Consider the following 26,191-nt stretch of genomic DNA (forward strand, 5'->3'; position numbering starts at 1 on the left):
GCTCCTCAGCCCTGACCGATCAGCAACGCCATCACCGCCTTCTGCACGTGCAGGCGGTTCTCGGCTTCGTCGATGGCGATGCAGTACGGCGCGTCCATCACCGCGTCGGTGGCCTTGACGTTGCGGCGCAACGGCAGGCAATGGCTGAAGAGCCCCTTGTTGGTCAGCGCCATCTTGGCTTCGTCCACGATGAAGTGCTTGTGCGCGTCGCGGATGGGCTTTTCCTTGTCCCACTGGCCGAAGTACGGCAGCGCGCCCCAGCTCTTGGCGTAGACCACGTCGGCGCCCGCGTAGGCTTCCCCGATGTCATGGCTGACCTTGAGCGAGCCGCCGTTCTGCTCGGCGTTCAGACGGCCGAACGCCATGTAGCGCTCGTCCAGCACGTAGTCGGGCGTGGGACACAGCAGGGTCACGTCCATGCCCATCTTCGTGGCGATCAGCAGCGCCGAATTGGCCACCGCGGTGTTCAACGGCTTGGGATGGTAGGTCCAGGTAAGCACGTACTTCTTCTTGGTGAGATCGCCCAGGTGCTCCCTCATGGCCAGCGCGTGGGCCAGCTCCTGGCAGGGATGGGTGATCGTCTCCATGTTGATCACCGGCACCGTGGCGTACTGCGCGAAGGCCTTGATCACCTTGTCCTGGCGGTCCACCGACCAGTCCTGGAACTTCGGGAACGCACGCACCGCGATCAGGTCGACGTAGCGGCTGAGCACGCGCGCCACCTCGGCGATGTGCTCCTCGGTATCGCCGTCCATCACGCTGCCCACCTCGAACTCGATCGGCCACGCATCCTTGCCCGGCGCCAGCACGATGGCATGGCCGCCGAGATGGAACGCGCCCAGCTCGAAGCTGGTGCGGGTACGCATCGATGGGTTGAAGAACATCAAGGCGACGGATTTGCCGGCCAGCTGCTGGCCGCGCGGCGAGCGCTTGAACGCGGCGGCCTGCTCCAGCAGGGCGTCGATCTCGGCGCGGCTGTAATCCTGGGTGGTCAAGAAATGCCGAATGCTCATGAAGTCAGGCCCTTGCTCTTCTCGATGCGTCCGGCCACGAACGGCCGGGATGGGTGGATGGATCCACGTCAGGTTGTGTGGTCCGGCCACGGATGGCCGGGGTTTCGCGGACGGATCCGCGCAAAATGCACCAACAAAAAACCCGGCACGAAGGCCGGGTTTATCGTCGATGCACGTGAAACGCGTGCGACTGCCTACCCGGCCGAATATCCGCCCAGCGGTCGGCGCGCACGCGACGTCATGCCAGCGGCCGCGCGGGCGCTGGTGAGTACGGTGGCGGTATAGACGGCTGTGGACATTGCGGAACCCGGATGACTGGCGCCCATGATGGCGGCAATTTCGCTGCCTTGCAACAAAAAAATCAGCCTCCGGAACGACAACGCCGCCAACGGGTGGCGGCGTTGTGGTTCCAGAAGCGGCGAGCGGGTCAGTCGGCCGGCTCGACCTGCACGCGCACGCGCAGGCGCTCGCCGGGATCGTAGCTCAGGCGCGAGGTGTAGATCTCGCCGCGGTAGCGGTATTCCACGTCGTAGCCGACGACCCGGCGCTGCTCGCTGACCGAACTGACCTGGCGGCACTGGGTCTGGCTCGTCTCATAATCGCGCCCCTGGCCGGACACCCGGTTGCCGACCGCACCGCCGGCGACGGCGCCGACCACGGTGGCAGCCTTGCGTCCGTCGCCCTTGCCCACGGTGTTGCCCAGCACGCCACCGATCACGGCGCCAAGCACCGTGCCGGCCGTGCTGTTGCCGCCCTCGTGGCGCACCACCGGCTGCTCATAGCACTCCTGCCGCGGTACTTCGGTGCGGGTGACGGCCTGCACCGGATCGGCCCGCAGCACGTCGGCCCAGCCGTAATGGGCATTGTCGTCGGCGCTGGCGTAACGCGCGTCCTGCGCATGGACGCCGGACGCCATCAGGGCGAGCGCCAGTGCGGAAAGCCACAGCTTGGTCATTGCGACCTCCAATTTCGGAACAACGGCGCGCATCTGCGTGCGGACTGGCAGCATTCCAGCAAATTCACGCTGAATACACCCTTAGAATCCGCCCCTGGCGGGGCTTGCGCGACCCGGCTGCTTACACCTTGTTAAGATGCCGGGCTGGCCGCGCCCTGCCACCGCCCGGCGCACCCATGTTGCGGATCCCACCGATGCCGATTTCGCTCTACAACAGCCTCACCCGCCGCACCGAACCGTTCGCCCCGCTCGATCCCGAGCGCGTGACGATCTACCTGTGCGGTCCCACCGTCTACAACTACGTGCATATCGGCAATGCGCGCGGACCGGTGGTGTTCGACGTGCTGGTGCGGCTGCTGCGGCGGCACTATCCGCAGGTGGCGTACGCGCGCAACATCACCGACGTCGACGACAAGATCAACGCCGCCGCGCAGCAGCAGGGCGTGCCGATCGGCACGATCACCGAACGTTTCGCCCAGGCGTACCGCGAGGACATGGCCGGGCTCGGCGTGGCGCCGCCGGACATCGAGCCGCATGCCACCACCCACATCGGCCCGATCATCGCGATGATCGAGAGCCTGCTCGACGGCGGCCATGCCTACGCCGCCGAAGGCCACGTGCTGTTCGACGTCGGCTCGTTCCCGGCCTATGGCGAGCTGTCCGGCCGCGACACCGACGAGCTGATCGCCGGCTCGCGCGTCGACGTGGCGCCGTACAAGCGCAGCCCCGGCGACTTCGTGCTGTGGAAACCGTCTACGCCGGAGCTGCCCGGCTGGGACAGCCCGTGGGGCCGCGGCCGCCCCGGCTGGCACATCGAGTGCTCGGCGATGAGCGCGGCGCACCTGGGCGAGACCATCGACATCCACGCCGGCGGCATCGACCTGCTGTTCCCGCACCACGAGAACGAGATCGCCCAGTCCACCTGCGCGCACGGCGGCAAGACCTTCGCGCGCTGGTGGATGCACAACGGCATGCTCACCTTCGACGGCCGCAAGATGTCCAAGTCGCTGGGCAACGTGCTGCTGCTGCACGACCTGCTGGAACTGCACCCGCCCGAGGCGCTGCGCCTGCGTCTGCTCAGCGGCCACTACCGGCAGCCGCTGGACTGGTCGGAAGCCGCCATCGCCCAGGCGACCAGCACGCTGGACGGCTGGTACCGCGTGCTGCGCGACCTGGCCGCGGTCGAACTGCCGGGCGGCGAATTGCCGGTGCCGGAGCGCATCGAGGCGGCCCTGTGCGACGACCTCAACACGCCGCAGGCGCTGGCCGAACTGTCCGTGCTGGCCGATGCGGCGCGCCAGTCCGGCAGCGCCGAGGCGAAAGCCGCCCTGCTCGGCGGCGGCGCCCTGCTCGGCCTGCTGCAGCAGGATCCGCAGGCGTGGTTCCGGCGGGGCGAGAATGCGGTCGACGCGGCACGCATCGAGGACCTGCTGCAACAGCGCCAGGCCGCCCGCGCGGCCCGCGACTTCGCGCGCGCCGACGCGATCCGCGACGAACTGGCCGCCATGCACGTCACCATCGAGGACAGCGCCCAGGGCACGCGCTGGAGCATCGCCAAGGCCTGATCCTTCCCACAGCGCACCCTGTATGGGCGACGGCGCATTTCGCTTATCGCCGGCACCCGCGCGATAATATGCGCATGAACGCCATCGCCACCACCAACGCCGAACAGGCACAACAGGAGATCACCGAGGAATTCGCCTTCCTCGGCGACTGGACCGAGCGCTACCAGTACCTGATCGATCTCGGCCGGCAGCTCCCGCCGTTCCCTGAAGAACACAAGATCGAGGCTTGGCGCGTGCACGGCTGCCAGTCGATGGTCTGGCTGGTGCCCAGCGGCGATGCCACACGCATGCATTTCGAGGCGGCCAGCGACTCGGCGATCGTGTCCGGCCTGATCGCCCTGGTGCTGCGCGTCTATTCCGACCGACCGGCGGCGGAAATCCTCGTCACCGAGCCGGCCTTCATCGCCACGATCGGCCTGGCCAAGCATCTCTCGCCCACGCGCTCGAACGGGCTGGCGGCGATGCTGGCGAAGCTGAAGGGTTACGCCGCCGCCGCGGTGAGTTAGGAGTGAGTGGAGAGGAGTGAGCAGTGAGAGAAAAGCTGGAGCGCAACACGCCGTTGCCTTCTCTCACTGCTCACTCCTCTTCCCTCACTTCTTAAAAAAAGCCCCGCATCGAGCGGGGCTTTTTTCGCGACGCGGCAGCGACGCTCAGTCGCCCATCTGCTTCTGCAGGTGCTCGCGACGCTCCTGCGCATCCAGCGACAGCGTAGCGATCGGACGCGCATCGAGACGGTCGATGCCGATTTCCTCGTCGGTCTCCTCGCAGAAGCCGTAGCTGCCTTCCTCGATCCGGCGCAACGCCTTGTCGATCTTCGAGATCAGCTTGCGGTAGCGGTCGCGGGTGCGCAGCTCCAGCGAGTTCTCGGTCTCGCGGGTGGCGCGCTCGGCTTCGTCGCCGACATCACGCACTTCCTCGCGCAGGTTGTCCATGGTCTGGCGCGACTCTTCCACCAGCTGATCGCGCCAGTCGCGCAGCTTGTCGCGGAAGTAGGCCAGGTGCATCGGATTCATGTACTCCTCGTCGGACGAGGGGTGGTATCCCTTGGGCAGGTTGATGATGCTGGTGGATGGCAGCGCATACCGGCCATCTTCGCGGGTGATGCCGTTGTCGAGTTTCTTTGCAGCGGATTTATTCATTGAGGACGACGAGTTTTTCGGGCTTTTGGAGGAAGAGGCATGGCCCGCGGCAGCTGGGGCTGCACGCGGCGTCACCATGGCGGTTGCACTCGCCACCTTGCCCTTGAACAGGGTGCTGGCGGGTGCCGGGGATACGTTCTTGGCGGCGGCCGCCGGCGCTGGCTTGGCTGCCGGCTTGGCTGCCGGCTTGGCTGCCGGCTTGACCACCGGTTTTGCAGGCGCCACCGCTTTCCTGGCGACCGGCTGGACGGCGGGCTTCGCCACCGGTTTTTTGGCTGCGCTGCCCTTGGGCTTGATGTTCTTGGCAACGACCTTGTGGACCGCCACTTTCTTGACGACAGCCTTCTTCGGCGCAGGCTTTTTCGCGACGACCTTCTTGACCGCCACTTTCTTCACCGGTGCCTTCTTCGCAACCGGCTTCTTCGCCGGAGCGGCCTTCTTCGCTGGCGACCTGGCGGCGCTCTTGCCGGCCACCGGCTTCCGGGCCGCCACCTTCTTTGCCACCGCCTTGCCGGCGGGTTTCGCCGCGCTGCGGCCGGCCTTCGCGGGGGCCTTGCTGGTGCCCACCGCCCGTCCCTTGGCTGCCGCCTTCGGCTTGCCGACCCTGGCATCACGCACCTTGGTCGAAGCCTTGCCCCTCTGCGCCTTGGCGGCGGTCGAATTACGCGTCGTTTTCGCCATATCCCTTCACCGTTTTTGGCCGTGGCGGCCGGGTGTTATAGCCCATGTGTCCTACACCAGCAAGCTTGCTTCTGGAATACTTGTACCACTACCTGCCGCAAGCCGTGCCGGCGCCGTGAATGCCTTGACCCGATTGATACTGTGGATGCTGCGTTTGTACAAGCGCTGGCTCAGTCCCCTGCTTGGTTCGCGCTGCCGCTTCCACCCTACCTGCTCCGATTATGCACGGATTGCGGTCACGCGCTTCGGCCCGTGGCGCGGCAGCCTGCTGGCTGGCTGGCGGCTGCTACGCTGCCAGCCATTGTGCACCGGTGGTCACGACCCGGTGCCCGAGCACTTCCATTACCCCCGCTGTCGTTCCCAAGTAGATTCCCCCGACGTCCGCTGACTGGTTCATCAAGAACGCAGTGAGGAAATCACCCGGATGCTGGTCGAAGCCCGCATCGACGTGCGTCAACACTTGCGTCAACGGCCAGCGCGTGTGGAACGATTCGACCGTCGACGACAGCATGCGCGGGCAGCGACTGGCATTCGACCGCTGAGCGGACCCTTTGTAGGGCAGGCACTGCCCGCCGGCTTATGACATGCAGGAGCGGCGGGCAGTGCCCGCCCTACGCGGCGACTACCTCACGGCGTGGAGCCGTAGCCGCCTTCCACGCCCTTGCTCGCATAGGCCACTGCATCATGCGGATGCAGGCTTTCCTGATGCTCGACGCGGATGTGGAAGTCGCTCAACGCGGCGTCGGCGTCGAGCGCCTTCTGGATGCGCCGGGCGGCGTCCTCGCAGAACATCAGGTTGCCGCCGTTGGCCAGTGCGAAGGCCTGCTCGTCCTCGCGCTTCACCGCCGTCTGCACCGGCGTGCCGAGCGCGTGCTCGACGCGGTCGATCAGGCCGATCAGGTGGAAGCCCGCGCCGATCACCGGGCGGGTACGCAGGCGCGCCACGCTGCGCTGGGCATGCGGGGTGGCGACGATGCCGCGCTCGCCGCCGAGCCAGGCCAGCACCGCGGCGTGGTCGAGCGGCTTGCCTGCGTCGAAGTCATTCGCGAACTGGTCCTGGATCAACTGGCGCGATAGCGCCGCCGAGGCCGGGCAGGTGGAGGAATAAACCACCTCGGTGCCGAACTCGAGCAGGAACTCGTCGCCGGTGAGGCTCGCTTCTATGCATACCGGGTACGCGCGCCAGCCGCTGTTGGCGCTCTTCAGCGCGGGGCGGCGCACCAGGTGCTCGAAATGGATGCTGAGGCAGGCGCGGTCGGACAGGTCCCTGTGCGAATCGAGGAAGCCGCGCAGCAGCGCATGCAGCATCGACGCATTCAGCGTCTGCGTGCTCAGCGCCAGCTCGACCTGCAGGTACAGGCGCGACATGTGGATGCCACGCTTGTCCGGCCGGTTCAGGTTGACGAAGGCGCCGACCCGGGCGCTGGCACGCTGCGCCTGGCCGTCGCCCGCGTCGAACAGCACCGGCACCTGGATGTCGGCCATGCCGACCCAGTCCAGCGCGCCGGCGAGATGCGGCTGCGCGTGCACGGCGACGTCGGGCAGCAGGCGGGCGGTATTTTCCTGGTTCGGCATGGTGGGGATCCTGGCATCGGCGAACGGATCGCCGTGAAGCGCTCAATCTTGGGGCAAGCCGGCCGCCGCTCAATAGTGGCGTGGTGGAAACGCTGCGTCCCGGGGTCGTTCTACGCCATCTGCCGACGCCATGCACGGGCGGCCTGCCACGCCTGCAGCGCGGTGGCCAGCCCGGTGCGCGCCTGGCCGGCCCGCAATACCGCCAGCGCATCGCCGGCCCGCGCCGCGCGCCGCGCCAGCCCGCTGGCGTGGCGTGACTCCAGCGCGCGGAATACGCTGAGCGGCCCGGCCAGGGCGGCCGATGCCTTCCAGCTGGCCAGCAGGTCGTCCAACTGCGCCCTGATCGCCTGCTGCCGCGCCGCGCCGGCCGTGCGCAGCTGCGCGCGGCCCAGGCCATGGCGGGCCAGCCGCGCCATCGGCAGCGGCAGACGATCGCGTTCGACGTCCTGCTCCAGCCGCAGCAGGGCATACAGCAGATGGTTCAGCACGGCGACCCGCGATGCCCGCTCCGGCGACGCATCGGCGCCGTACCACCAGGCGGTTTCCAGCGCGGCCAGCGCACCGTGCAGCGGCAGCGCCGCCTCGACCTGCGCGGGGAAGTCGGCGGCGGTGCCCTGCTCCAGCTGGGCCATCGCGGCCAGCACCGGCGCCAGCCACAGCTCGCCGGCGAGGGCATGCGCCCGCTCCTCGTCGAACAGCACCTGGGTCAGCGGATGGCGCCCGCCGCTGGCCGGCGCCCCGGCCAGTTCCTCGGCCCACCAGTTGAGCTTGGCCACCGCCACCTGCGGCTCGCGGATGCCGTAGGCGGCGCCGAGCAGTTCCTGTTCCAGCGCGGCCAGCGCCACGTGGCCGGGATAGCGCCGGCCATCGACGAAGGCCAGCGCCACGCGCTGCTGCGGCTGCACCGCCAGCCACTTGTCGATGAAGCCCTGCAGTACCGCGTTCTGTTCGACCAGTTCGATCATGCCGGGACCGGTTGCAGTTTCAGCAGTTCGGCCAGCTCGGCCGGATGGTCCAGCACGGCGTCGGCGCCCCAGCGGCGGGGATCGCCGCCGTCGAGGTAACCCCAACCCACCGCCACCGTGTACAGGCCGGCGGCGGCACCGGCCTGGACGTCGCGGCGGTCGTCGCCGACGAATACGCAGCGCGCCGGCGCCACGTCCGCGTGTTCGCAGGCCAACAGCACCGGCGCCGGGTCGGGTTTCTTCACCGGCAGGGTGTCGCCGGAGATCACCGCTTTCGCACGCCCGGCCCAGCCGATGCGGCGCACCAGCTCATCGGTGAGGAAAGCCGCCTTATTGGTGACGATGCCCCAGCGCAGGCCGTGCGCCTCGATCCGCGCCAGCAGCTCGTCGATGCCGTCGAACGCGCGCGTCTGCTGCGCCATCACGTCCTGGTACAGCTGCAGGTAGCGCGGCATCAGCGCTTCCAGCGCCGGCTCGCCACGCGCGGCGAACGCACAGCGCAGCACTGCGCGCGCGCCACGCGACACCACCTCGCGCACCGGCGCGTACGGTGGCGGCGGCACGCCCTCTTCCGCGCACTGTACCCGCAGCGCGGCGTACAGGTCGGGTGCGCTGTCGAGCAAGGTGCCGTCCAAGTCGAACAGCACGCCCTGGAGGTTTTCGGGCAACGGCTTCATGCCGGTTTGGACGCGCTGAGCAGGTAATTGATCGCGGTGATCCGGCTCAGCCAGGCCTTGCGGCTGAGCGGGTTGTAACCCAGCCCGGAAACGTCCTCCAGCTCCAGCCCGGCATGGCGCAGCAGGCGGCCCAGCTCGGACGGCTTCAGGAACTGCGCGTAGTGATGGGTGCCGCGCGGCAGCATGCGCATCACGTATTCCGCGCCCACGATCGCCGCGCCGAACGCGGCCGGCGTGCGGTTGAGGGTGGACATGAACAGCCGCCCGCCCGGCTTCAGCATCGCGGCCAGGTCGCTTACCAATGCCGCCGGATCGGGCACGTGCTCGATCAGCTCCATGCAGCACACCGCGTCGAAGCTTTCCGGCTCGGCCGCCGCCAGTTCGGCCGAGGACTGCACGCGGTAGTCGACGCCGAGGCTGGATTCATGCAGGTGCAGCTTCGCGACGTCGATCACCTTGTCACCCAGGTCGATGCCGGTGACCTTCGCGCCGGCGCGCGCCAGCGCCTCGCTGAGCAGGCCGCCACCGCAACCGACGTCGGCCACCTTCGCCCCGCGCAGGTCGACGCGGGCGGCGATATAGGCGGCGCGCACCGGGTTGAGGTCGTGCAGCGGGCGCGACTCGCCGTCGGGATCCCACCAGCGCGCCGCCAGGCTGTCGAAGCGGGCAATCTCGTCGGGGTTGACGTTGGCGGTGATCATGTTCGAGTCCACGGTGGGTACACGAGTTTATTGAAAAGTGCGGCCATGGATGGCCGCTTCCTGATTTTCGCACTCATTTCAGGCCAGCCATTCGTGCACCGTGATATCCCAGCCGCCGCTGACATGGGCCGGGTCGTCGTGCACGAGCGCGGTCGCCTCGGCCAGGTCCGCCGCGTGCAGCAGGTAGGCGCCGCCGGACTTGTCGCTGAACCCGCCGGACAGTTCCACCCGGCCTTCTTGTCGCAAACCCTCCAGGAACGCCAGGTGCAGCGGCACCACGGCCGGGTCGAGGTGCGGCCGGCGGATCAGCAGGACCAGGTAACGGTTCATCGAAGGCTCCGGGTCAGGCCGAGGCGATGCGTTCGCGCCAGGCGCGCGTGCGCTCCAGGATCGCGGCGGTGTCCATGCCGACCAGATCGCGCGCGGCCAGCTTGCGCTTGCCGGCGATCCACACGTCGCTGACCTGGTGGCGGCCGGTGGCATAGACCAGCTGCGAGATGACGTGGAACAGCGGCTGGGTCTCCAGGTCGCTCAATCGCACGGCGGCGAAGTCGGCCTGCTTGCCGACCTCGATCGAGCCGATCCTCGCCTCCAGTCCGATCGCCTTCGCGCCGTTGAGCGTGGCCGCGCGCAGCGCGAACGCCGCGTCGAACGCCGCGGCGTCGCCGGCGACCGCCTTGGCCAGCAGCGCGGCGGTGCGCATCTCGCCGAACATGTCCAGGTCGTTGTTGGAGGCGCAACCGTCGGTGCCCAGCGCCACGTTGACGCCGGCCCGGCGCAGCTTTTCCGCCGGGCAGAAACCGGAGGCCAGCTTGAGGTTGGATTCCGGGCAATGCACCACCGACACGCCGGCCGCAGCACAGGCGGCGATCTCGCCGTCGGTCAGCTGGGTCATGTGCACGGCGATCAGGCGGTCGTTGACCAGGCCCAGCTTCTGCAGGCGCTGGAACGGGCGCAGCCCGCTCCTGGCCTTCTCGTCCTCCACCTCGTGTGCGGTCTCGTGCGTGTGCAGGTGCACCGGGATGTCGAGCTGGTCGGACAGCATGCGGATGCGCTCGAAGCTCTCGTCCGACACCGTGTACGGCGCGTGCGGCGCGAACGCCGTGCTGACCAGGTGGTCGCCGCGGAAGCTGTCGTGCACCTCGCCGGCGCGCTCGAAGTACTCGTCCTGGCTCTTCGCCCAGGCGGTGGGAAACTCGATCACCGGCAGGCCCACCACGGCGCGGAAACCGAGCTTGCGGTAGGTGGCGCCGATCACGTCGGGGAAGAAGTAATTCTCGTTGGCGCAGGTGGTGCCGCCGCGCAGCATCTCGGCCACCGCCAGCTCCACGCCGTCGCGCACGAACTCCGGCCCGATCACCCTGGACTCGGCCGGCCAGATGTGCTGCTGCAGCCACACCATCAGCGGCAAGTCGTCGGCGAGGCCGCGCAGCAGGGTCATCGGGTTGTGCGTGTGGCTGTTGACCAGGCCGGGGATCAGCGCGTGCTCGGCGAGCGAAACGCGCTCGCGCGGCGCGTAGGCGGCATGCGCGTCGGCGATCGGCAGCAACGTCACGATGCGCTCGTCCTGCACCACCACCGCGTGGTTCTCCAGCACCACCGCATGCGGTTCGATCGGTACCACCCAGCGGGCTTCGATCATCAGGTCGACGGGCTGGGGGATGGTCTGGTTCATCGCTCACTCGCTTGCAAAGGATGGATATGAGAAGGGGCGGCACACCGGAGTGGTGCCCGCCCCCAATCGTCACGTCTCAGTATCGTCATTCCGGCGAAAAGCCGGAATCCAGCGCCTTTCCACCGGAACATGGCGAAGGCTTTGTGTGCTTCGCACGAGTGTTTCACTGGATCCCTGCCTGCGCAGGGATGACGTATCGGCAAAATCGCGCGCAAGCGCGCGGGCCAATACGTCACTTGACGCGGCTGACGTACTCGCCGGTGCGGGTGTCGACCTTGATCACCTCGTCGGTGCCCACGAACAGCGGCACGCGCACCACCGCGCCGGTTTCCAGCGTGGCCGGCTTGCCGCCGCCGCCGGAGGTGTCTCCGCGCACGCCGGGGTCGGTCTCGACGATCTTCAGCTCGACGAAGTTCGGCGGCTGTACCGCGATGATCTCGCCGTTGAACAGCGTGACCACGCACTCCTCCTCGCCCTTCAGCCACTTCGCCGCGTCGCCCACGCCGGCCTTGCCGGCCTGGTGCTGCTCGAACGACTCCTGGTGCATGAAGTGCCAGAACTCGCCGTCGGAATACAGGTACTGCATGTCGGTATCGGTGACGTCCGCCACCTCGAACGAATCGCTGGACTTCATCGTCTGCTCGGTGGTGCGCCCGGTCTTCAGGTTGCGGATGAAGATGCGGGTGAACGCCTGGCCCTTGCCGGGCTTGATGAACTCGGCTTCGGTGATGATCCACGGATCGTTGTTGTGAAGGATCTTCATACCCTTCTTGACGTCGTTGAGACCGGCGGTGGCCATGCAATGAGCTCCGAGATATATGAATTTCAATGTTCAAGGGCCCGAAACGGGCCCCTGCGCCGCTGCCGGCGGCTAAAATAGGTGGTTTGACGGGCCAGCCGGCCCAGACAAGGCCATACATGATAACCGCAAGCCCCGGCGCACGCATTACACCCGACGCAGCGGCGGCCGGCGCCGACTGGCGGCAGCTGTGGCGCGACGCCGTCACCGATGCCGGCGAACTGCTGGCCCTGCTCGGGCTGTCGCACCTCGCCGGGCAGCTGCCGCCGGCGGATGCCGGCTTCCAATTGCGCGTGCCGCGCGGCTTCGTCGCCCGCATGCGCCAGGGCGACCCGCGCGACCCGCTGCTGCTGCAGGTGCTGCCACAGCTGGACGAGCTGGACGAGGTGCCCGGCTTCGTCGCCGACGCGGTCGGCGACCTGGCCGCGCGCGAGGCGCAGGGCGTGCTGCACAAGTACCAGGGCCGCGCCCTGCTGATCGCCAGCGGCAGCTGCGCGATCAACTGCCGCTACTGCTTCCGCCGGCATTTCCCCTACGGCGAGGAAATGGCCGCCGCCGGCCAGTGGCGGCAGGCGCTGGAATACCTGAGGCGGGACCGCTCGATCAGCGAGCTGATCCTGTCCGGGGGCGACCCATTGGCGCTGGCCACCGGCAAGCTGGAGGAACTGGGCCACGGCCTGGCCGGGCTGCCCCACGTCACCCGCCTGCGCATCCACAGCCGCCTGCCGGTGGTGCTGCCGGAACGGATCGACGACGCCTTCGTCGCCTGGCTGGCCGGCCTGCCGCTGCAGAAAGTGGTGGTGCTGCATGCGAACCACGCCAATGAACTGGACGCCAGCGTCGACGCCGCCTGCGCGCGCCTGCGCGCTGCCGGTGCCACCGTGCTCAACCAGTCCGTGCTGCTGCGCGGGGTCAACGACGACGCCGACACGCTGGCGGCGCTGTCCGAGCGGCTGTTCGCCGCCGGCGTGCTGCCGTACTACCTGCACCAGCTCGACCGCGTGCAGGGTGCGGCCCATTTCGAGGTCGACGACGACCGCGCCCTGGCATTGACGGAGGCGCTGCGCGCACGGCTGCCCGGGTACCTGGTGCCCCGGCTGGTGCGCGAAGTGGGCGGCGACGCCTCCAAGCGTCCTCTGTGAACCGGGCAGCGATCACCGTTGCGCAGTTTTTTGCTGGCGACAGGTGGCGGAATCCGCTACAAACAACAGGTCGCGACTGACCGACGAAGCCGCCCCGCACCGCCCGCGATGATCAACGGACAGCATCACGCCCCATGAAAAAAGACTACGTCATCAAGATCCTCTTCATCGAAAGCTCGCTGGAAGAGGCCGAGCAGATCATCAGCCTGCTGCGCAACACCGGCATCGCCGTGCGGCCGGCCCGCGCCACCAACGTCGAACAGATGCAGGCCGCGGTGAACGAGCTGGAGCCCGACGTGGTGATGTTCGACCCAGCGATCACCAGCATCGGCCTGGAAGAGGCGGTCAAGGTGCTCGATGCCTACGGTCGCGACTACGCGCTGATGGGCCTGGTCAACAACATCGACAACCAGATCGTGGCGGACCTGTTCGTGCACGGCGCCCGCGGCGTCGCCTCGCGCAGCCAGCCGAAGCAGCTGGTCGCGGTGCTGCAGCGCGAGTTCGAGTCGCTGCAGACGCGCCGCCAGGTACGCCGGCTGGAAACCGCCCTGCGCGAATCGGAGCGCCGCTGCGACGCGCTGCTGGATTCCTCCACCGACGCGATCGCCTACGTGCACGAGGGCATGCACGTGCGTGCCAACCACGCCTACCTGCAGACGTTCGGCTACGACGACTTCGACGACCTGCTCGGCCTGCCGGTGCTGGACATGATCGACTCGGCCAATGCGGAGGAGTTCAAGACGCTGCTCAAGGGCCACGCGCGGCAGGAAAAGCTGCCCTCCCAGCTCACCCTGCATGCGCGCCGCGCCGACGGCAGCCAGTTCGACGCCTCGGTGGAGTTCGCCCAGGCCACGTTCGAGGGCGAACCCTGCCTGCAGATCGTGTTCCGCCGCCAGTTGGTCGACCCCGGCATGCTCGAACGGCTGCAGCGCGACCAGGTTACCGGGCTGTTCAACCGCGCCCGCATGCTGGAATGCATCGACGACGCCGTGACCGCCGCCGCCAAGGGCAAGAAGGGCCAGTCGCTGCTGCTGGTCGAGCCGGACAACTGGGCAGCACTGGTGGGCGGCATCGGCCTGGGCAAGGCCGACGAACTGTTGGCCGGCTTCGCCGACCGCATCCGCATGCTGCTGGGCACCGACGACGTCGCCGGCATGCTCGCCGAACATACGCTGGGCGTGATCCTGGATTCGCGCACCGACGAGGCGATCAAGGAATGGATCACCCGGCTGCAGCACAGCATCAGCAGCGAGATCTTCGACGCCGGCTCGCGCTCGATCACGGTCACCGCCAGCGTCGGCGGCAGCCTGCTGGGCGAGAAGAACGCGAACACCGAACTGCTGCTCAACCAGGCCAGCCAGGCGCTGCGCACGGCGCAAAGCCTGGGCGGCAGCCAGGTCGAGCTGCACGATCCGGCCGCGCGCGAAAAGGCCGACGAGGAACGCGAGCGCTACTGGCTGGACCTGCTGCGCAAGGCGCTCACCGGGGAAGGCATGGTGCTCTACCACCAGCAGACCATCAGCCTGCAGGACGCCGAAGGCGACTATTCCGAGCTCCTGCTGCGCATGAACGGCCCGCAGGGCGAGGTGCTGCCGGGCTTTTTCATGCCGATCGCCGAGAAGCACGGCCTCACCGGCGCGATCGACCGCTGGGTGCTCGACCAGGCCATCACGGCGCTGCAGGCGCGCGAAGGCCAAGGCCAGCAGACCACCTTCTTCATCAAGCTCACCGCCGCCTCGCTGCAGGACAACCAGCTGTTGGCGTGGCTGGGCGAGCGACTCAAGCAGGCCCGGCTGAAGCGCGGCCAGCTGGTGCTGGAAATGACCGAGAGCAAGGTGATGACGCTGCTGCGCCCCGCGCAGGAGTTCGTCAACGGCTGGAAGAAGCTCGGCGGCCGCTTCGCGCTGGAGCAGTTCGGCTCGGGCCTCAACTCGTTCCAGTTGCTCAACCACGTCGACGCGGATTACCTGAAGATCGACCGCAGCTATATGGCCGACCTGCCGCAGCACCCGGAGAGCCAGAAGAAAATCACCGAAATCTGCCACCAGGCGCGCGAACTGAAGCGCCTGACCATCGCCGAGTGGGTCGAGGACGCCACCAGCACCTCGCTGCTGTTCGCCTGCGGCGTGGATTTCGTGCAGGGCAACTTCCTGCAGCAACCGCAGCGGCTGGAGTAGGCGCCGGGCGAGCCGCGCCAGCGCCGCCCACGAAAAAACCCGCGGATCGCTCCGCGGGTTTTTTCATGCTGCGGCAACTGCGGCGCGGATTACTCGGCAGCGGCAGCGGCCTTGGCGCTCGCCTTGGCGGCAGCGGCGGCGGCAATGTCTTCCTTGATGCGCGCGGCCTTGCCTTCCAGGTTGCGCAGGTAGTACAGCTTGGCGCCGCGCACCTTGCCCTTGCGCTTCACTTCCACCGAGTCGATGGCCGGGCTGTGCGCCTGGAACACGCGCTCCACGCCGGTGCCGTGCGAGATCTTGCGCACGGTGAAGGCCGAGTGCAGGCCGCGGCTGCGCCTGGCGATGACGATGCCTTCGAACGCCTGCACGCGCTCGCGGTTGCCTTCCTTCACCTTGACGTTGACCACCACGGTGTCGCCGGGGCCGAATTCCGGCAGCTGGCGGGTGATCTGCTCGGATTCGAACTGTTCAATGATCTTGTTCATGGCGCACCTGTCGGTTCACGTAAATCGCTATCAATGGCTGCGACCGTCACCCGGCCGCATCGTCTTGCCGTGCCTGCCCTCGCGAGGCATGTTCACGGCGGAATTCATCCAGCAGGGTCCGGGATGCCGCATCCAGTCCACGCTGTGACAACAAGTCGGGCCGCCGCAGCCAGGTCCGTCCCAGCGACTGCTTCAGGCGCCAGCGGGCGATCGCCGCATGGTCGCCGGACAGCAGCACCTCCGGCACGGAACCCAGCGCATCGTGCACCGGTTTCGCATAGTGCGGACAATCCAGCAGGCCATCCGAGAATGAATCCTGCTCGGCGGACTGCGCGTCGTTCAACGCGCCATCCTGCAAGCGCCCCACCGCGTCGATGACCACCGCGGCGGCCAACTCGCCGCCGGACAGCACATAATCGCCGATGGAGAGCTCCTCGTCGACCTCGTGCGCCAGCAGACGCTCGTCCACACCTTCGTAACGCCCGCAGAGCAAGGCGATGCGCGGCAACTTCGCCAGCGCTTCCACCCTGCCCTGCGTCAGCCGCGCTCCCTGCGGACTGAGATAAACCAGACGCACCGGTTCCGGTGCCGCCGCGCGCATGGCCGCCAGGGTCGTGCGCAACGGCTCGATCATCATCACCATGCCCGGACCGCCGCCATACGCGCTGCTGTCCACGCTGCGATGCCTGTCGGTGGCGTAGTCGCGCGGGTTCCAGGTTTCCACCTGCAGCAGCTCGCGTTGCTGCGCGCGTCCCACCACACCGACGGCGGCGCACTGGCGCACGAAGTCGGGAAACAGGCTGACGACATCGATGCGCATGATCCTTGACCCTTGGGCCCGCGACCCGGCGACGTCAGAATTCAGGATCCCAGTCCACCACCATGCGCCCTGCGGACAGATCCACCGAACGCACATACGAACCCTGGACGAAGGGAATCAGCCGCTCGCGCTCGCCGTCCCTCACCACCACCACGTCGTTGGCGCCGGTGGCGAACAGGTGACTGACCCGCCCCAGCTTCACGCCTTCCGTGGTGACGACCTCGAGTCCCTCGAGATCGACCCAGTAATACTCGCCTTCCGCAGGAGGCGGCAGCTGCTCGCGGGCGACATGGATGTCGGTACCGACCAGCGCCGCTGCCTGCTCCCGGTCGTCCACTCCGGGCAGCTGGGCCACCATGCCCTTGCCCTGCGTACGACCCTTCACTCCGCTGACCTGCGTCTCCGCGCCGGGCGCTGCACCGAGCAGCCACGGCTGGTAGTCGAAGATCCGCATGCGCGGCTCGGCCCAGGATTCGATCTTGAGCCAGCCCTGCACGCCGTACAACCCGACGATGCGCCCGATCAGGACGCGCCGACCGGCTGCAGTCACGCTCAGGCAGCCTGCTGCTTGCCGGCTTCCTTGACCAGGGCAGCGACCTTGTCGGTCAGCTGGGCGCCCTTGCCCACCCACTCCTTGACGCGCTCGACGTTCAGCTCGAGGCGCTTGTCCTTGCCCGACGCGACCGGGTTGTAATAACCGATGTTCTCGATGTTGCGGCCGTCGCGCTTGTTGCGCTGATCGGTCACCACGACGTGGTAGAACGGGCGGCCCTTGGCGCCACCGCGCGAAAGACGAATCTTGACCATGGTAGAACTCCAGAATTGCCGAACCGGCGGCAGGCACACGAGAGCCGTGCGCGGTAAACGGGGCATTTTAGCGGTTTTTCGTCAAAATGGAAGGGTCGGGAAGCAGGAGTGAGGTGAAGAGGAGTGAGAGAAGGCGTTTTGCTTTTCTCCATCTCCTCGCTCCTCTTCCCCACTTCTCGCTCTTTCAGCGCATCGGCGGCAGCCCGCCCATCCCGCCCATGCCCTTCATGGCGCCGCGCATCTGCCGCAGCAGGCCCTTGGTGCCGCCCTTGGACAACTTGGACATCATCTTTTCCATCTGCATGTATTGCTTGAGCAGGCGGTTGACGTCGGCCGGCTGGGTGCCCGAGCCGCGCGCCACGCGGGCGCGGCGCGAGCCGTTCAGCAGATCGGGATGGCGGCGCTCCTTCTGGGTCATCGAGCCGATGATCGCGATCATCCGCTTCATCTCGCCGTCGTTGACCTTGGACTTCACGCTGTCCGGCAGGCTGGACACGCCCGGCAGCTTGTCCATCAGGCCGGCCAGGCCGCCCATGTTGCCCATCTGCTCCAGCTGGTCTTTCATGTCGTTCAGGTCGAAGCGCTTGCCCTTCATCACCTTCTGGGCCAGCTTCTGCGCCTTGTCCTGGTCGACCTTGCGCTCGACCTCCTCGACCAGCGACAGCACGTCGCCCATGCCGAGGATGCGCTGGGCCAGGCGATCGGGGTGGAACGGCTCCAGCGCGTCGCTCTTCTCGCCGGCGCCGAGGAACTTGATCGGCTTGCCGGTGACGTAGCGCACCGACAGCGCCGCGCCGCCACGGGCGTCGCCGTCGGTCTTGGTGAGGATCACGCCGGTCAGCGGCAGCGCCTCGTTGAACGCCTTGGCCGTGTTGGCGGCATCCTGGCCGGTCATCGAGTCGACCACGAACAGGGTCTCGATCGGCGTGATCGCGGCATGCAGCGCCTTGATCTCGGCCATCATCGCCTCGTCCACGTGCAGGCGGCCGGCGGTGTCGACCAGCAGTACGTCGACCACCTCGCGGCGCGCGGCGGCGATGGCGTCCTTCGCGATCTGCACCGGATCCTGGCCCGCCGCGGACGGGAAGAACTTCACCCCGACCTGCTCGGCCAGCGTGCGCAGCTGCTCGATGGCGGCCGGACGGTAGACGTCGCAGCTGACCACCATCACCTTTTTCTTCTTGCGCTCGGTGAGCAGGCGCGCCAGCTTGGCCACCGTGGTGGTCTTGCCGGCGCCCTGCAGGCCCGCCATCAGCACCACGGCCGGCGGCTGCTGGGCCAGGTTCAGCTCGGTGTTGGCGGTGCCCATCACCACGGTCAGCTCGTCGCTGACCACCTTGATCAGCGCCTGGCCCGGCGACAGGCTCTTGATCACGTCCTGGCCGACCGCGCGCACCTTGATCCGCTGGATCAGCGCCTGCACCACCGGCAGCGCCACGTCCGCCTCCAGCAGCGCGATGCGCACCTCGCGCAGGGCTTCGCGGATGTTTTCCTCGGTCAGCCGGCCACGGCCGCGCAGGCGGGTGACGGTGGCGGAAAGGCGTTGGCTGAGCGACTCGAACATGGCGGAACCGGCAAACGGGAAAGAGGCCGATTATAACGGAGCGACCGCCCGGCTTCGCATGCACGCCGGCGCGGGCCTGTGCGACACTGCGCGACCATGGTCATCCACGTCTTCGCCCTGCTCGCCATCGTGCTCTACCTCGCCGCTGCCGGCGGGCTGGCGCGCCCGCTGCTGGGTGGCGGCCAGCCGCTGAACCGGCTGGCGCTGGGCCTGGCCGGCACCGCCGTGTTGACCCACGCCGGCATCCTGCTGGGCATGCATCGCGGCGCGCTGGACCTGCACTTCTTCGCCGCGCTGTCGCTGGTCGCCTTCGTGGTGTCGGCATTGACCCTGCTGGTGAACGCCTCGCGCCCGGTCGCCGCGCTCGGCGTGATCGTGTTTCCGCTGACCGCTGCGCTCATCGCGGTGGACAGCTTCCTGGCACCGACGACCCTGCCGCAGCCGATGGACTGGCAGATCAAGCTGCATGTCACGGTGGCCCTGCTCGCGTTCGGCGTGCTGTCGATCGCCGCCGCGCTGGCGATCCTGCTGGCGATCCAGGAGCGCGCGCTGCGCCACCGCCAGTTCGGCCGCTGGCTGCGTGCGCTGCCCCCGCTGACGCTAACTGAGACCTTGCTGTTCCGCCTGATCAGCGCCGGCTTCGTGCTGCTCACCCTGACCCTGCTCACCGGCGTGCTGTTCGTCGACAACCTGTTCGGCCAGCACCTGGCACACAAGACCGTGCTGTCGATCGTGGCGTGGCTGGTGTTCGGCGTGCTGCTGTACGGCCGCTGGCGGCACGGCTGGCGCGGCGCGCGCGCGGTCAACCTGACCCTGATCGGGATGGCCGTGCTGGTGCTGGCGTTCTTCGGCTCGAAATTCGTGCTGGAACTGATCCTGCACCGAACATTGCCCTGAGCATCCGCGCCGGCCGGCAGCCCGCTCAGCGGCAGGCGTCGATCGCCTCGCCCAGCCGCTCCACCCCGACCACTTCCATCTCGCCCACGCGCCCCTTCTTGGGCGCGTTCGCCTTCGGCACGATGGCGCGGCGGAAGCCGTGGTGGGCGGCCTCCTTCAGGCGCTCCTCGCCGTTCGGCACCGGCCGGATCTCGCCGGACAGGCCGACTTCGCCGAAGGCGATGGTGTGTTCCGGCAGCGGCCGGTCGCGCAACGACGACAGCACCGCCAGCAGCACTGGCAGGTCGGCGGCCGTCTCCTGCACGCGGATGCCGCCGACCACGTTGACGAACACGTCCTGGTCGTACGCCGCCACGCCGCCGTGCCGGTGCAGCACCGCCAGCAGCATCGCCAGGCGGTTCTGCTCCAAGCCCAGGGTGACCCGCCGCGGGTTGCCCAGCGAGGACTGGTCCACCAGCGCCTGCACCTCGACCAGCAACGGCCGGGTGCCTTCGCGGGTGACCATCACCGCACTGCCCGAGGTCGGCCCGGCGTGCGTGGACAGGAAAATCGCCGACGGGTTCGGCACCTCGCGCAGGCCCTTGTCCGACATCGCGAACACGCCCAGTTCGTTGACCGCGCCGAAGCGGTTCTTGAACGCGCGCAGCACGCGGAAGCGGCTGCCGGATTCGCCCTCGAAGTAGAGCACCGCGTCGACCATGTGCTCGAGCACGCGCGGCCCCGCGATGCCGCCCTCCTTGGTGACGTGGCCGACCAGGAACACCGAGGTGCCGGTCTCCTTGGCGAAGCGGGTGAGCTTGGCCGCGGACTCGCGCACCTGGCTCACCGAACCGGGCGCGGCGGTGAGCAGCTCGGTCCAGATGGTCTGGATCGAGTCGATCACCAGCACCCGCGGCCGGCTCGCCGCCGCCTGTTCGAGGATCCGCTCGATGCAGGTCTCGGCCAGCGCCTGCAGCGGCTCCAATGGCAGGCCGAGCCGCTGCGCGCGCGAGGCCACCTGCGCCAGCGACTCCTCGCCGGTGACGTACACGCTGGACAGCTGCCCGCCCAGCGTGCCCAGCATCTGCAGCAGCAGGGTCGACTTGCCGATGCCCGGATCGCCGCCGATCAGCACCACCGAACCCTCGACCAGGCCGCCGCCGAGCACGCGGTCCAGCTCGCCGACGCCGGTTAGCGTGCGTGCCTCGGTGGTCAGCGCCACCGCGGTCAGCGGCGTGATGCGCGGCGCGCCGGCAGCGGCGCCAGCGTAGCTGGAGCGCTGCGCGCCCACCGACGGCTTCGCCGCCGAGGCCGGCGCCAGCACGATCTCGCTGAGCGTGTTCCACGCCCCGCACTCGGCGCACGCGCCCTGCCACTTCGGGTGCTCGGCGCCGCAATCGGTGCAGACGTAGGCGGTCTTGGCTTTGGCCATGCGGGTTCCCGACTGGATCCGTGGAAGAAGCGAGCTTAGCCCGCGGCCATCGCAAACGGCGAGACGCGGCGGCGGCAAAAGCTGTCGGCTTCCGCCGCCGGCCGCGCCGCTCCCCCGCTCAGTCGAACGAACCGACGAACGAATCCGCCGCGTAGTTCTCGAACTTGGTGTAGTGGCCCAGGAAGGTGAGCTTGCAGGTGTCGGTGGGGCCGTTGCGCTGCTTGCCGATGATGATCTCGGCGATGCCCTTGTCGGCCGATTCCTTGTTGTAGTACTCGTCGCGGTAGATGAACATGATCACGTCGGCGTCCTGCTCGATGGCGCCGGACTCGCGCAGGTCGGACATCATCGGGCGCTTGTCGGCACGCTGCTCCAGCGAACGGTTCAACTGCGACAGGGCGATCACCGGCACGTTCAGCTCCTTGGCCAACCCCTTCAGCGAGCGCGAGATTTCCGAAATTTCGGTGGCGCGGTTCTCCTTGTTGCCGGGCACCTGCATCAGCTGCAGGTAGTCGATCACGATCAGGCCCAGCCCGCCGTGCTCGCGATGCAGTCGGCGCGAGCGCGAACGCAACTCCACCGGCGACAGGCTTGGCGTGTCGTCGATGAAGATCTTCGCCTCGGACAGGATCGAGATCGCGTTGGAGACGCGCGGCCAGTCCTCCTCCTGCAGGTCGCCGTTGCGCAGGTGCTGCTGGTGGATGCGGCCGACCGAGGAGATCAGGCGGAACGCCAGCTGCGAGGCGGACATCTCCATCGAGAACACCACCACCGCCTTCTTCGCGCGCAACGCGGCGGTCTCGGCGATGTTCAGCGCGAACGCGGTCTTGCCCATCGAGGGGCGCGCCGCCACGATGATCAGGTCCGACGGCTGCAGGCCCGAGGTGAGGTTGTCCAGGTCGGTGAAGCCGGTGGTGACGCCGGTGAGCTGGCCGCGGTTCTCGTAGCGCTCGGTGAGCAGGCGGAACGCATCCTTCACCGCCTCGCGCATCGAGACGGAATCCTTCTTGCCGCGCGCGCCGGATTCGGCGATGTGGAACACGCGCTGCTCGGCGCTTTCCAGCACCTCGTGCACGCTCTTGCCCTCGGGCCGGTAACCGTCCTCGGTGATCGAGGTGCCGGCGTCGATCAGCTGGCGCAGCACCGACTTCTCGCGCACGATCTCGGCGTAGGCGGTGATGTTGGCCGCGCTGGGCGTGCTGTTGGCCAGCTCGATCAGGTAGCCGGCGCCGCCGACCATCTCGGCCAGGCCGTTGCTCTCGAACCAGTCGCCCAGGGTCACCGCGTCGCACGGCATGCCCTTGTTCGCCAGCTCGTTGATCGCCCGCCAGATCAGCCGGTGGTCCTTGCGGTAGAAATCGTCCTCGCCGAGCCGGTCGGCCACCTTGTCCAGCGCGTCGGGCGCCAGCATCAGGCCGCCCAGCACCGCCTGTTCGGCGTCGATCGAGTGCGGCGGCACCCGCAGCGCTTCGATGGCCGGCGAGGAGGACTTGCGTTCGGGCACGAAGGACATCGACTTACCTCTGCAGAATGACCCGACAACCGGCACGCCATGCGCCGACATCCCGCGGGCGGTTGCACCTCCAGCATCATGCGCGGCGATGTCTCACCCGTCGAGACAATAAGTCTGTGGACAAGTTGGGGATTGCTGGGGATAACGCTGCCATCCGCCGCGGCGAATCCCCGATCCCGGACCCCGAAAAACAAACGGGCGCCTCGCGGCGCCCGTTCGTCCCGTCGCGGATGGCGGACGGCTTACTTGTCGCCGACCACGACCACCTTGACCGTGGTCTGCACGTCGGCGTGCAGGCTCACCACCACGTCGTACTCGCCGACGTTGCGCAGCGGGCCTTCGCCCAGGATCACTTCGTTCTTGTGCACTTCGTGGCCGGCGGCGACCAGCGCCTCGGCGATGTCGCGCGGGCCGACCGAACCGAACAGCTTGCCTTCGGCGCTGGCGTGCGCGGCGATCGTCACCGCCACCCCGGCCAGACGGGCCTTGCGGGCCTCGGCGTCGGACAGCAGGGTGTTGGCCTTGGCTTCGTATTCGGCACGACGCTGTTCGAACGCGGCCAGGTTGGCGGCATTGACGCGCACGGCCTTGCCCTGCGGCAGCAGGTAGTTGCGGCCATAGCCCGGCTTCACGGTGACCTTGTCACCGAGGTTGCCGAGGTTGCGGACTTTCTGCAGGAGGATGAGTTCCATGATGTATTCCTGTTCGTTAGCACCGGTGGGGCCGGCGCAGCCAGAGGACGGTTGTCCGAAGAGACGGGATTCGGGAGGCGGAATTAGGGATTCGGAAAAGCGCGATGCAGCGGGCCTGCAGCTTTTACCGAACCCCGAATATCCAATCCCGGCTTTCAACAGACGAATGTCTGGTCATCCCGGACGACGTCATCAGACGTCGTGGTTGTCGGTGTACGGCAGCAGCGAGAGGAAGCGCGCGCGCTTGATCGCGGTGGCCAGCTGACGCTGGTAGCGGGCCTTGGTGCCGGTGATGCGGCTCGGCACGATCTTGCCGTTCTCGGTGACGTACTGGCGCAGGGTGTTGAGATCCTTGTAGTCGATCTCCTTCACGTCTTCGGCAGTGAAGCGGCAGAACTTGCGGCGGCGGAAAAACTTGGACATGTCTGTGCTCCTGATCAATCGTCGCTATCGCGATCGTTGTCGCGGTCGTCGCCGCGGCCGCGGCCTTCGCCGTCACCCTCGTCGTCACGGCGGCGGGTGGACTTGGCGTCGTCCTTTTCCTTCGACTTCAGGATGAAGGACGGCTCGGTGTCGGCCTCGTCGCGACGGATCACCAGGTGGCGCAGCACGGCGTCGTTGAAACGGAAGCCCGACTCCAGCTCGTTCAACGCGTTCTGGCTCACTTCGATGTTGAGCAGCACGTAATGTGCCTTGGCCAGGTTGACGATGGGATAGGCCAGCTGGCGGCGGCCCCAGTCTTCCAGGCGGTGGATCTTGCCGCCGTCGGTCTCGATCAGCGCCTTGTAGCGCTCGATCATCGCCGGGACCTGCTCGCTCTGGTCCGGATGGACCATGAACACGACTTCGTAATGACGCAGGGTCATTGTGGTTTGACTCCTTGTGGATGCGGCCTTGCGGCCTCGCAGCCTCCCGCCGGTGCGGTGAGGCAAGTGTCCTGCCGGCGCCTGTTGGAGCGCGGACAGAAGCGGAATTGTATGCGGGACGGGGAGTTGGGCGCAAGAGCAGGCCGATGACCGGAAACGGGCCCCGCGTGTCACCCCACCCGGCTCAGCCCACCGTGAAGCTCTCGCCGCAGCCACATTCGCCGGTGGCGTTGGGGTTGTGGAACACGAAGCTGGCGTTGAGGCCCTGCCGCTGGAAGTCGATCACCGTGCCATCGACCAGGGCCAGGCTCTTGTCGTCGACGACCAGCGGCAATCCATCCACCTCGACCAGCCGGTCGCCTTCGCCGATCGCCTCGGCCAGGTCGACCACGTAGGCGAAGCCGGAACAGCCGCTGCGCCGGACCCCGAAACGCACGCCGGCCGCGGCCGGCGTGCCGGCGAGGAAGTGGCGCATGCGTTCGTTGGCGGCGGGGGTGATGGTGATGCTCATGACTAATCGATCCAGCGTGTGACGGATGCCCGGGAAGGTCGCGGCACGGGCAACGGCTACATTATCATGCCGGTTTGGCCTTGCGCGCCGCCGCGCATGCGCCGTTCATCATCATTGCGCGCCGACATGCGGCGCTTCAGCAGGAGTTTCAACCGATGGCCGTGGTCAGTGTGAAGCAGGCTCTTTCCGGCAAGTTCGACGCCGGCAGTGCGGTGACCGTGCGCGGCTGGGTGCGCACCCGCCGCGATTCCAAGGCCGGGCTGTCCTTCGTCAGCGTCACCGACGGCTCCTGCTTCGATCCGATCCAGGTGGTGGTGCCCTCCACCCTGGCCAACTACGAGAGCGAGGTGAAGCACCTCACCGCCGGCGCCGGCGTGATCGTCAGCGGCACGCTGGTACCGTCGCAGGGCAAGGGCCAGGCCTTCGAGATCCAGGCCAGCGGGGTGACCGTCACCGGCTTCGTCGACGATCCGGAAACCTACCCGATCCAGCCCAAGCAGCACACCATGGAATTCCTGCGCGAGGTAGCCCACCTGCGCCCGCGCACCAACCTGTTCGGCGCGGTGACCCGGGTGCGCCACACCATGATGACGGCGATCCACCGCCACCTCACCGAACAGGGCTTCTTCTGGATCAACACGCCGATCATCACCACCTCGGATGCCGAGGGCGCCGGCGACATGTTCCGGCTGTCCACGCTGGACCTGGCCAACCTGCCACGCGACGACAAGGGCAAGATCGACTTCCGCAAGGATTTCTTCGGCCGCGAGGCGTTCCTCACCGTGTCCGGCCAGCTCAACGTCGAGGCGTACGCGCTGGCGATGAGCAAGGTCTACACCTTCGGCCCCACCTTCCGCGCCGAGAACTCCAACACGCCGCGCCACCTGGCCGAGTTCTGGATGGTCGAGCCGGAGATCGCGTTCGCCGACCTCGCCGCCAACGCCGACTGCGCCGAGGCCTTCCTCAAGGCGATCTTCAAGGCCGTGCTGGAGGAACGACCGGACGACATGGCGTTCTTCGCCGAGCGCGTGCTGCCGGAGGCGATCAGCCGGCTGGAGACGTTCATCGCCCAGCCGTTCGAGCGCATCGACTACACCGAGGCGGTGGACATCCTGAAGCGGTCGGGCCAGAAGTTCGAGTACCCGGTAGCCTGGGGCATCGACCTGCAGACCGAACACGAGCGCTACCTCGCCGAGAAACATATCGGCCGTCCCGTGGTCGTAATGAACTACCCCGAGGCGATCAAGGCGTTCTACATGCGGCTGAACGACGACGGCAAGACGGTGGCGGCGATGGACGTGCTGGCGCCGGGCATCGGCGAGATCATCGGCGGCAGCCAGCGCGAGGAGCGGCTGGACTACCTCGACCGGCGCATGGCGCAGTTCGGCCTCGATCCCGTGACTTATGGCTGGTACCGCGACCTGCGCCGTTATGGCACGGTCCCCCATGCGGGCTTCGGCCTCGGCTTCGAGCGCCTGCTGGTGTACGTATGCGGCCTGGCCAACATCCGCGACGCCATTCCCTACCCCCGTGCCGCCGGGACGGCCGAATTCTGAGCAGC

General features: G+C 67.7%; 28 protein-coding genes. 7 read left to right on the plus strand and 21 right to left on the minus strand.

The genetic code is table 11. From position 1 onward, the window contains the following. Nucleotides 1-5: 5 nt before the first annotated feature. Nucleotides 6-1,013, minus strand: a complete 1,008-nt coding sequence (locus AC3WRN_RS11450) for an N-acetylornithine carbamoyltransferase (RefSeq protein ID WP_492623054.1) — start codon at nt 1,011-1,013, stop codon at nt 6-8. Nucleotides 1,014-1,440: 427 nt separating this feature from the next. Beyond that, on the minus strand, nt 1,441-1,968 hold the full coding sequence (locus AC3WRN_RS11455) for a glycine zipper 2TM domain-containing protein (RefSeq protein ID WP_068097691.1): 528 nt from the start codon (nt 1,966-1,968) through the stop codon (nt 1,441-1,443). Nucleotides 1,969-2,162: 194 nt separating this feature from the next. Here AC3WRN_RS11455 and cysS point away from each other — a divergent pair, with 194 nt between their 5' ends. Both cysS and AC3WRN_RS11465 read left to right on the plus strand, forming a co-directional pair. Beyond that, on the plus strand, nt 2,163-3,533 hold the full coding sequence (gene cysS / locus AC3WRN_RS11460) for a cysteine--tRNA ligase (RefSeq protein ID WP_492623055.1): 1,371 nt from the start codon (nt 2,163-2,165) through the stop codon (nt 3,531-3,533). 74 nt (nt 3,534-3,607) lie between these two features. Then, the gene (locus AC3WRN_RS11465; RefSeq protein ID WP_492623056.1) at nt 3,608-4,039 is read left to right on the plus strand and encodes a SufE family protein; all 432 of its coding nucleotides are present in this window, start codon (nt 3,608-3,610) and stop codon (nt 4,037-4,039) included. 144 nt (nt 4,040-4,183) lie between these two features. On the opposite strand, the gene dksA is transcribed toward AC3WRN_RS11465, so the two are convergent. Beyond that, on the minus strand, nt 4,184-5,164 hold the full coding sequence (dksA, locus tag AC3WRN_RS11470) for an RNA polymerase-binding protein DksA (protein ID WP_492623131.1): 981 nt from the start codon (nt 5,162-5,164) through the stop codon (nt 4,184-4,186). On the opposite strand from dksA, the gene yidD reads away from it, so the two are divergent. Then, nucleotides 5,049-5,741, plus strand: a complete 693-nt coding sequence (yidD, locus tag AC3WRN_RS11475; protein WP_492623057.1) for a membrane protein insertion efficiency factor YidD — start codon at nt 5,049-5,051, stop codon at nt 5,739-5,741. The two genes, dksA and yidD, sit on opposite strands and share 116 nt — an antisense overlap. Nucleotides 5,742-5,980: 239 nt before the next feature. Here the strand turns inward: yidD and folE2 are convergent, their stop codons facing one another. The 7 genes from folE2 to efp form a co-directional block, all read right to left on the minus strand. Then, a complete protein-coding gene (gene folE2, locus AC3WRN_RS11480) occupies nt 5,981-6,928 on the minus strand; it encodes a GTP cyclohydrolase FolE2 (RefSeq protein WP_492623058.1) in 948 nt (315 codons plus the stop codon). Nucleotides 6,929-7,038: 110 nt separating this feature from the next. Then, nucleotides 7,039-7,893 carry an isoprenoid biosynthesis enzyme family protein gene (locus tag AC3WRN_RS11485; protein WP_492623059.1) on the minus strand — a complete coding sequence of 285 codons (855 nt, stop codon included), beginning with the start codon at nt 7,891-7,893 and terminating at the stop codon, nt 7,039-7,041. Continuing rightward, nucleotides 7,890-8,570: a phosphoglycolate phosphatase gene (gene gph / locus AC3WRN_RS11490; protein WP_492623060.1), complete on the minus strand. Its 681-nt coding sequence runs from the start codon at nt 8,568-8,570 to the stop codon at nt 7,890-7,892. The genes AC3WRN_RS11485 and gph overlap by 4 nt, the downstream gene beginning before the upstream one ends. Beyond that, nucleotides 8,567-9,271 carry a bifunctional 2-polyprenyl-6-hydroxyphenol methylase/3-demethylubiquinol 3-O-methyltransferase UbiG gene (gene ubiG / locus AC3WRN_RS11495; protein ID WP_492623061.1) on the minus strand — a complete coding sequence of 235 codons (705 nt, stop codon included), beginning with the start codon at nt 9,269-9,271 and terminating at the stop codon, nt 8,567-8,569. Before ubiG ends, gph begins: the two co-directional genes overlap by 4 nt. A gap of 78 nt (nt 9,272-9,349) precedes the next feature. After that, entirely contained in the window at nt 9,350-9,601 is a 252-nt protein-coding gene (locus AC3WRN_RS11500; protein WP_068097668.1) for a YciI family protein, read from the minus strand. A 13-nt stretch (nt 9,602-9,614) separates the two neighbouring features. Then, a complete protein-coding gene (locus AC3WRN_RS11505; protein WP_492623062.1) occupies nt 9,615-10,946 on the minus strand; it encodes a TRZ/ATZ family hydrolase in 1,332 nt (443 codons plus the stop codon). Nucleotides 10,947-11,178: 232 nt separating this feature from the next. Then, on the minus strand, nt 11,179-11,745 hold the full coding sequence (efp, locus tag AC3WRN_RS11510; protein WP_068097662.1) for an elongation factor P: 567 nt from the start codon (nt 11,743-11,745) through the stop codon (nt 11,179-11,181). A gap of 119 nt (nt 11,746-11,864) precedes the next feature. On the opposite strand from efp, the gene epmB reads away from it, so the two are divergent. Together epmB and AC3WRN_RS11520 are read left to right on the plus strand one after the other, a co-directional pair. Beyond that, on the plus strand, nt 11,865-12,887 hold the full coding sequence (epmB, locus tag AC3WRN_RS11515) for an EF-P beta-lysylation protein EpmB (protein WP_068097659.1): 1,023 nt from the start codon (nt 11,865-11,867) through the stop codon (nt 12,885-12,887). A 134-nt stretch (nt 12,888-13,021) separates the two neighbouring features. Further along, nucleotides 13,022-15,064: an EAL domain-containing response regulator gene (locus AC3WRN_RS11520; RefSeq protein ID WP_492623063.1), complete on the plus strand. Its 2,043-nt coding sequence runs from the start codon at nt 13,022-13,024 to the stop codon at nt 15,062-15,064. Nucleotides 15,065-15,153: 89 nt separating this feature from the next. On the opposite strand, the gene rplS is transcribed toward AC3WRN_RS11520, so the two are convergent. The 5 genes from rplS to ffh all read right to left on the minus strand — a co-directional run bounded on the left by rplS (nt 15,154) and on the right by ffh (nt 18,740). Then, nucleotides 15,154-15,549, minus strand: coding sequence for a 50S ribosomal protein L19 (rplS, locus tag AC3WRN_RS11525; protein WP_068097651.1), 396 nt, complete (start codon nt 15,547-15,549; stop codon nt 15,154-15,156). Nucleotides 15,550-15,595: 46 nt separating this feature from the next. Further along, the gene (trmD, locus tag AC3WRN_RS11530) at nt 15,596-16,369 is read right to left on the minus strand and encodes a tRNA (guanosine(37)-N1)-methyltransferase TrmD (protein ID WP_492623064.1); all 774 of its coding nucleotides are present in this window, start codon (nt 16,367-16,369) and stop codon (nt 15,596-15,598) included. A gap of 34 nt (nt 16,370-16,403) precedes the next feature. Further along, nucleotides 16,404-16,919 carry a ribosome maturation factor RimM gene (rimM, locus tag AC3WRN_RS11535; protein WP_492623065.1) on the minus strand — a complete coding sequence of 172 codons (516 nt, stop codon included), beginning with the start codon at nt 16,917-16,919 and terminating at the stop codon, nt 16,404-16,406. Nucleotides 16,920-16,921: 2 nt separating this feature from the next. Continuing rightward, nucleotides 16,922-17,176 carry a 30S ribosomal protein S16 gene (gene rpsP, locus AC3WRN_RS11540; protein WP_068097641.1) on the minus strand — a complete coding sequence of 85 codons (255 nt, stop codon included), beginning with the start codon at nt 17,174-17,176 and terminating at the stop codon, nt 16,922-16,924. 184 nt (nt 17,177-17,360) lie between these two features. Beyond that, nucleotides 17,361-18,740, minus strand: a complete 1,380-nt coding sequence (ffh, locus tag AC3WRN_RS11545) for a signal recognition particle protein (protein ID WP_492623066.1) — start codon at nt 18,738-18,740, stop codon at nt 17,361-17,363. A gap of 96 nt (nt 18,741-18,836) precedes the next feature. Between ffh and AC3WRN_RS11550 the strand changes: the two genes are divergently transcribed. Continuing rightward, entirely contained in the window at nt 18,837-19,637 is an 801-nt protein-coding gene (locus tag AC3WRN_RS11550; RefSeq protein ID WP_492623067.1) for a cytochrome C assembly family protein, read from the plus strand. Between the two features lie 25 nt (nt 19,638-19,662). Here AC3WRN_RS11550 and radA read toward each other — a convergent pair whose 3' ends face one another. The 6 genes from radA to AC3WRN_RS11580 all read right to left on the minus strand — a co-directional run bounded on the left by radA (nt 19,663) and on the right by AC3WRN_RS11580 (nt 24,630). Next, a complete protein-coding gene (radA, locus tag AC3WRN_RS11555; protein WP_068090660.1) occupies nt 19,663-21,048 on the minus strand; it encodes a DNA repair protein RadA in 1,386 nt (461 codons plus the stop codon). Between the two features lie 118 nt (nt 21,049-21,166). After that, nucleotides 21,167-22,561, minus strand: a complete 1,395-nt coding sequence (locus tag AC3WRN_RS11560; protein WP_068090662.1) for a replicative DNA helicase — start codon at nt 22,559-22,561, stop codon at nt 21,167-21,169. A 242-nt stretch (nt 22,562-22,803) separates the two neighbouring features. Next, on the minus strand, nt 22,804-23,253 hold the full coding sequence (rplI, locus tag AC3WRN_RS11565) for a 50S ribosomal protein L9 (RefSeq protein WP_492623068.1): 450 nt from the start codon (nt 23,251-23,253) through the stop codon (nt 22,804-22,806). A gap of 192 nt (nt 23,254-23,445) precedes the next feature. Next, on the minus strand, nt 23,446-23,676 hold the full coding sequence (rpsR, locus tag AC3WRN_RS11570; RefSeq protein WP_007081973.1) for a 30S ribosomal protein S18: 231 nt from the start codon (nt 23,674-23,676) through the stop codon (nt 23,446-23,448). Nucleotides 23,677-23,690: 14 nt separating this feature from the next. Further along, nucleotides 23,691-24,119 carry a 30S ribosomal protein S6 gene (gene rpsF / locus AC3WRN_RS11575; protein ID WP_114341142.1) on the minus strand — a complete coding sequence of 143 codons (429 nt, stop codon included), beginning with the start codon at nt 24,117-24,119 and terminating at the stop codon, nt 23,691-23,693. A gap of 184 nt (nt 24,120-24,303) precedes the next feature. Then, nucleotides 24,304-24,630, minus strand: a complete 327-nt coding sequence (locus tag AC3WRN_RS11580) for a HesB/IscA family protein (RefSeq protein WP_068090667.1) — start codon at nt 24,628-24,630, stop codon at nt 24,304-24,306. A 155-nt stretch (nt 24,631-24,785) separates the two neighbouring features. Here AC3WRN_RS11580 and asnS point away from each other — a divergent pair, with 155 nt between their 5' ends. Beyond that, complete coding sequence (asnS, locus tag AC3WRN_RS11585; protein WP_492623069.1) at nt 24,786-26,186, plus strand: asparagine--tRNA ligase; 1,401 nt, start codon at nt 24,786-24,788, stop codon at nt 26,184-26,186. Nucleotides 26,187-26,191 lie beyond the last annotated feature (5 nt).

This window comes from Rhodanobacter sp. FW101-FHT13A11, assembly GCF_058790335.1.

Bases quoted from the DNA above. Each gene is read 5' to 3' on its own strand.
- AC3WRN_RS11450 (WP_492623054.1), bottom strand. From the start codon at position 1,013: ATGAGCATTCGGCATTTCTTGACCACCCAGGATTACAGCCGCGCCGAG.
- AC3WRN_RS11455 (WP_068097691.1), bottom strand. From the start codon at position 1,968: ATGACCAAGCTGTGGCTTTCCGCACTGGCGCTCGCCCTGATGGCGTCC.
- cysS (WP_492623055.1), top strand. From the start codon at position 2,163: ATGCCGATTTCGCTCTACAACAGCCTCACCCGCCGCACCGAACCGTTC.
- AC3WRN_RS11465 (WP_492623056.1), top strand. From the start codon at position 3,608: ATGAACGCCATCGCCACCACCAACGCCGAACAGGCACAACAGGAGATC.
- folE2 (WP_492623058.1), bottom strand. From the start codon at position 6,928: ATGCCGAACCAGGAAAATACCGCCCGCCTGCTGCCCGACGTCGCCGTG.
- AC3WRN_RS11485 (WP_492623059.1), bottom strand. From the start codon at position 7,893: ATGATCGAACTGGTCGAACAGAACGCGGTACTGCAGGGCTTCATCGAC.
- gph (WP_492623060.1), bottom strand. From the start codon at position 8,570: ATGAAGCCGTTGCCCGAAAACCTCCAGGGCGTGCTGTTCGACTTGGAC.
- ubiG (WP_492623061.1), bottom strand. From the start codon at position 9,271: ATGATCACCGCCAACGTCAACCCCGACGAGATTGCCCGCTTCGACAGC.
- AC3WRN_RS11500 (WP_068097668.1), bottom strand. From the start codon at position 9,601: ATGAACCGTTACCTGGTCCTGCTGATCCGCCGGCCGCACCTCGACCCG.
- AC3WRN_RS11505 (WP_492623062.1), bottom strand. From the start codon at position 10,946: ATGAACCAGACCATCCCCCAGCCCGTCGACCTGATGATCGAAGCCCGC.
- efp (WP_068097662.1), bottom strand. From the start codon at position 11,745: ATGGCCACCGCCGGTCTCAACGACGTCAAGAAGGGTATGAAGATCCTT.
- epmB (WP_068097659.1), top strand. From the start codon at position 11,865: ATGATAACCGCAAGCCCCGGCGCACGCATTACACCCGACGCAGCGGCG.
- AC3WRN_RS11520 (WP_492623063.1), top strand. From the start codon at position 13,022: ATGAAAAAAGACTACGTCATCAAGATCCTCTTCATCGAAAGCTCGCTG.
- rplS (WP_068097651.1), bottom strand. From the start codon at position 15,549: ATGAACAAGATCATTGAACAGTTCGAATCCGAGCAGATCACCCGCCAG.
- trmD (WP_492623064.1), bottom strand. From the start codon at position 16,369: ATGCGCATCGATGTCGTCAGCCTGTTTCCCGACTTCGTGCGCCAGTGC.
- rpsP (WP_068097641.1), bottom strand. From the start codon at position 17,176: ATGGTCAAGATTCGTCTTTCGCGCGGTGGCGCCAAGGGCCGCCCGTTC.
- ffh (WP_492623066.1), bottom strand. From the start codon at position 18,740: ATGTTCGAGTCGCTCAGCCAACGCCTTTCCGCCACCGTCACCCGCCTG.
- AC3WRN_RS11550 (WP_492623067.1), top strand. From the start codon at position 18,837: ATGGTCATCCACGTCTTCGCCCTGCTCGCCATCGTGCTCTACCTCGCC.
- radA (WP_068090660.1), bottom strand. From the start codon at position 21,048: ATGGCCAAAGCCAAGACCGCCTACGTCTGCACCGATTGCGGCGCCGAG.
- AC3WRN_RS11560 (WP_068090662.1), bottom strand. From the start codon at position 22,561: ATGTCCTTCGTGCCCGAACGCAAGTCCTCCTCGCCGGCCATCGAAGCG.
- rplI (WP_492623068.1), bottom strand. From the start codon at position 23,253: ATGGAACTCATCCTCCTGCAGAAAGTCCGCAACCTCGGCAACCTCGGT.
- rpsR (WP_007081973.1), bottom strand. From the start codon at position 23,676: ATGTCCAAGTTTTTCCGCCGCCGCAAGTTCTGCCGCTTCACTGCCGAA.
- rpsF (WP_114341142.1), bottom strand. From the start codon at position 24,119: ATGACCCTGCGTCATTACGAAGTCGTGTTCATGGTCCATCCGGACCAG.
- AC3WRN_RS11580 (WP_068090667.1), bottom strand. From the start codon at position 24,630: ATGAGCATCACCATCACCCCCGCCGCCAACGAACGCATGCGCCACTTC.
- asnS (WP_492623069.1), top strand. From the start codon at position 24,786: ATGGCCGTGGTCAGTGTGAAGCAGGCTCTTTCCGGCAAGTTCGACGCC.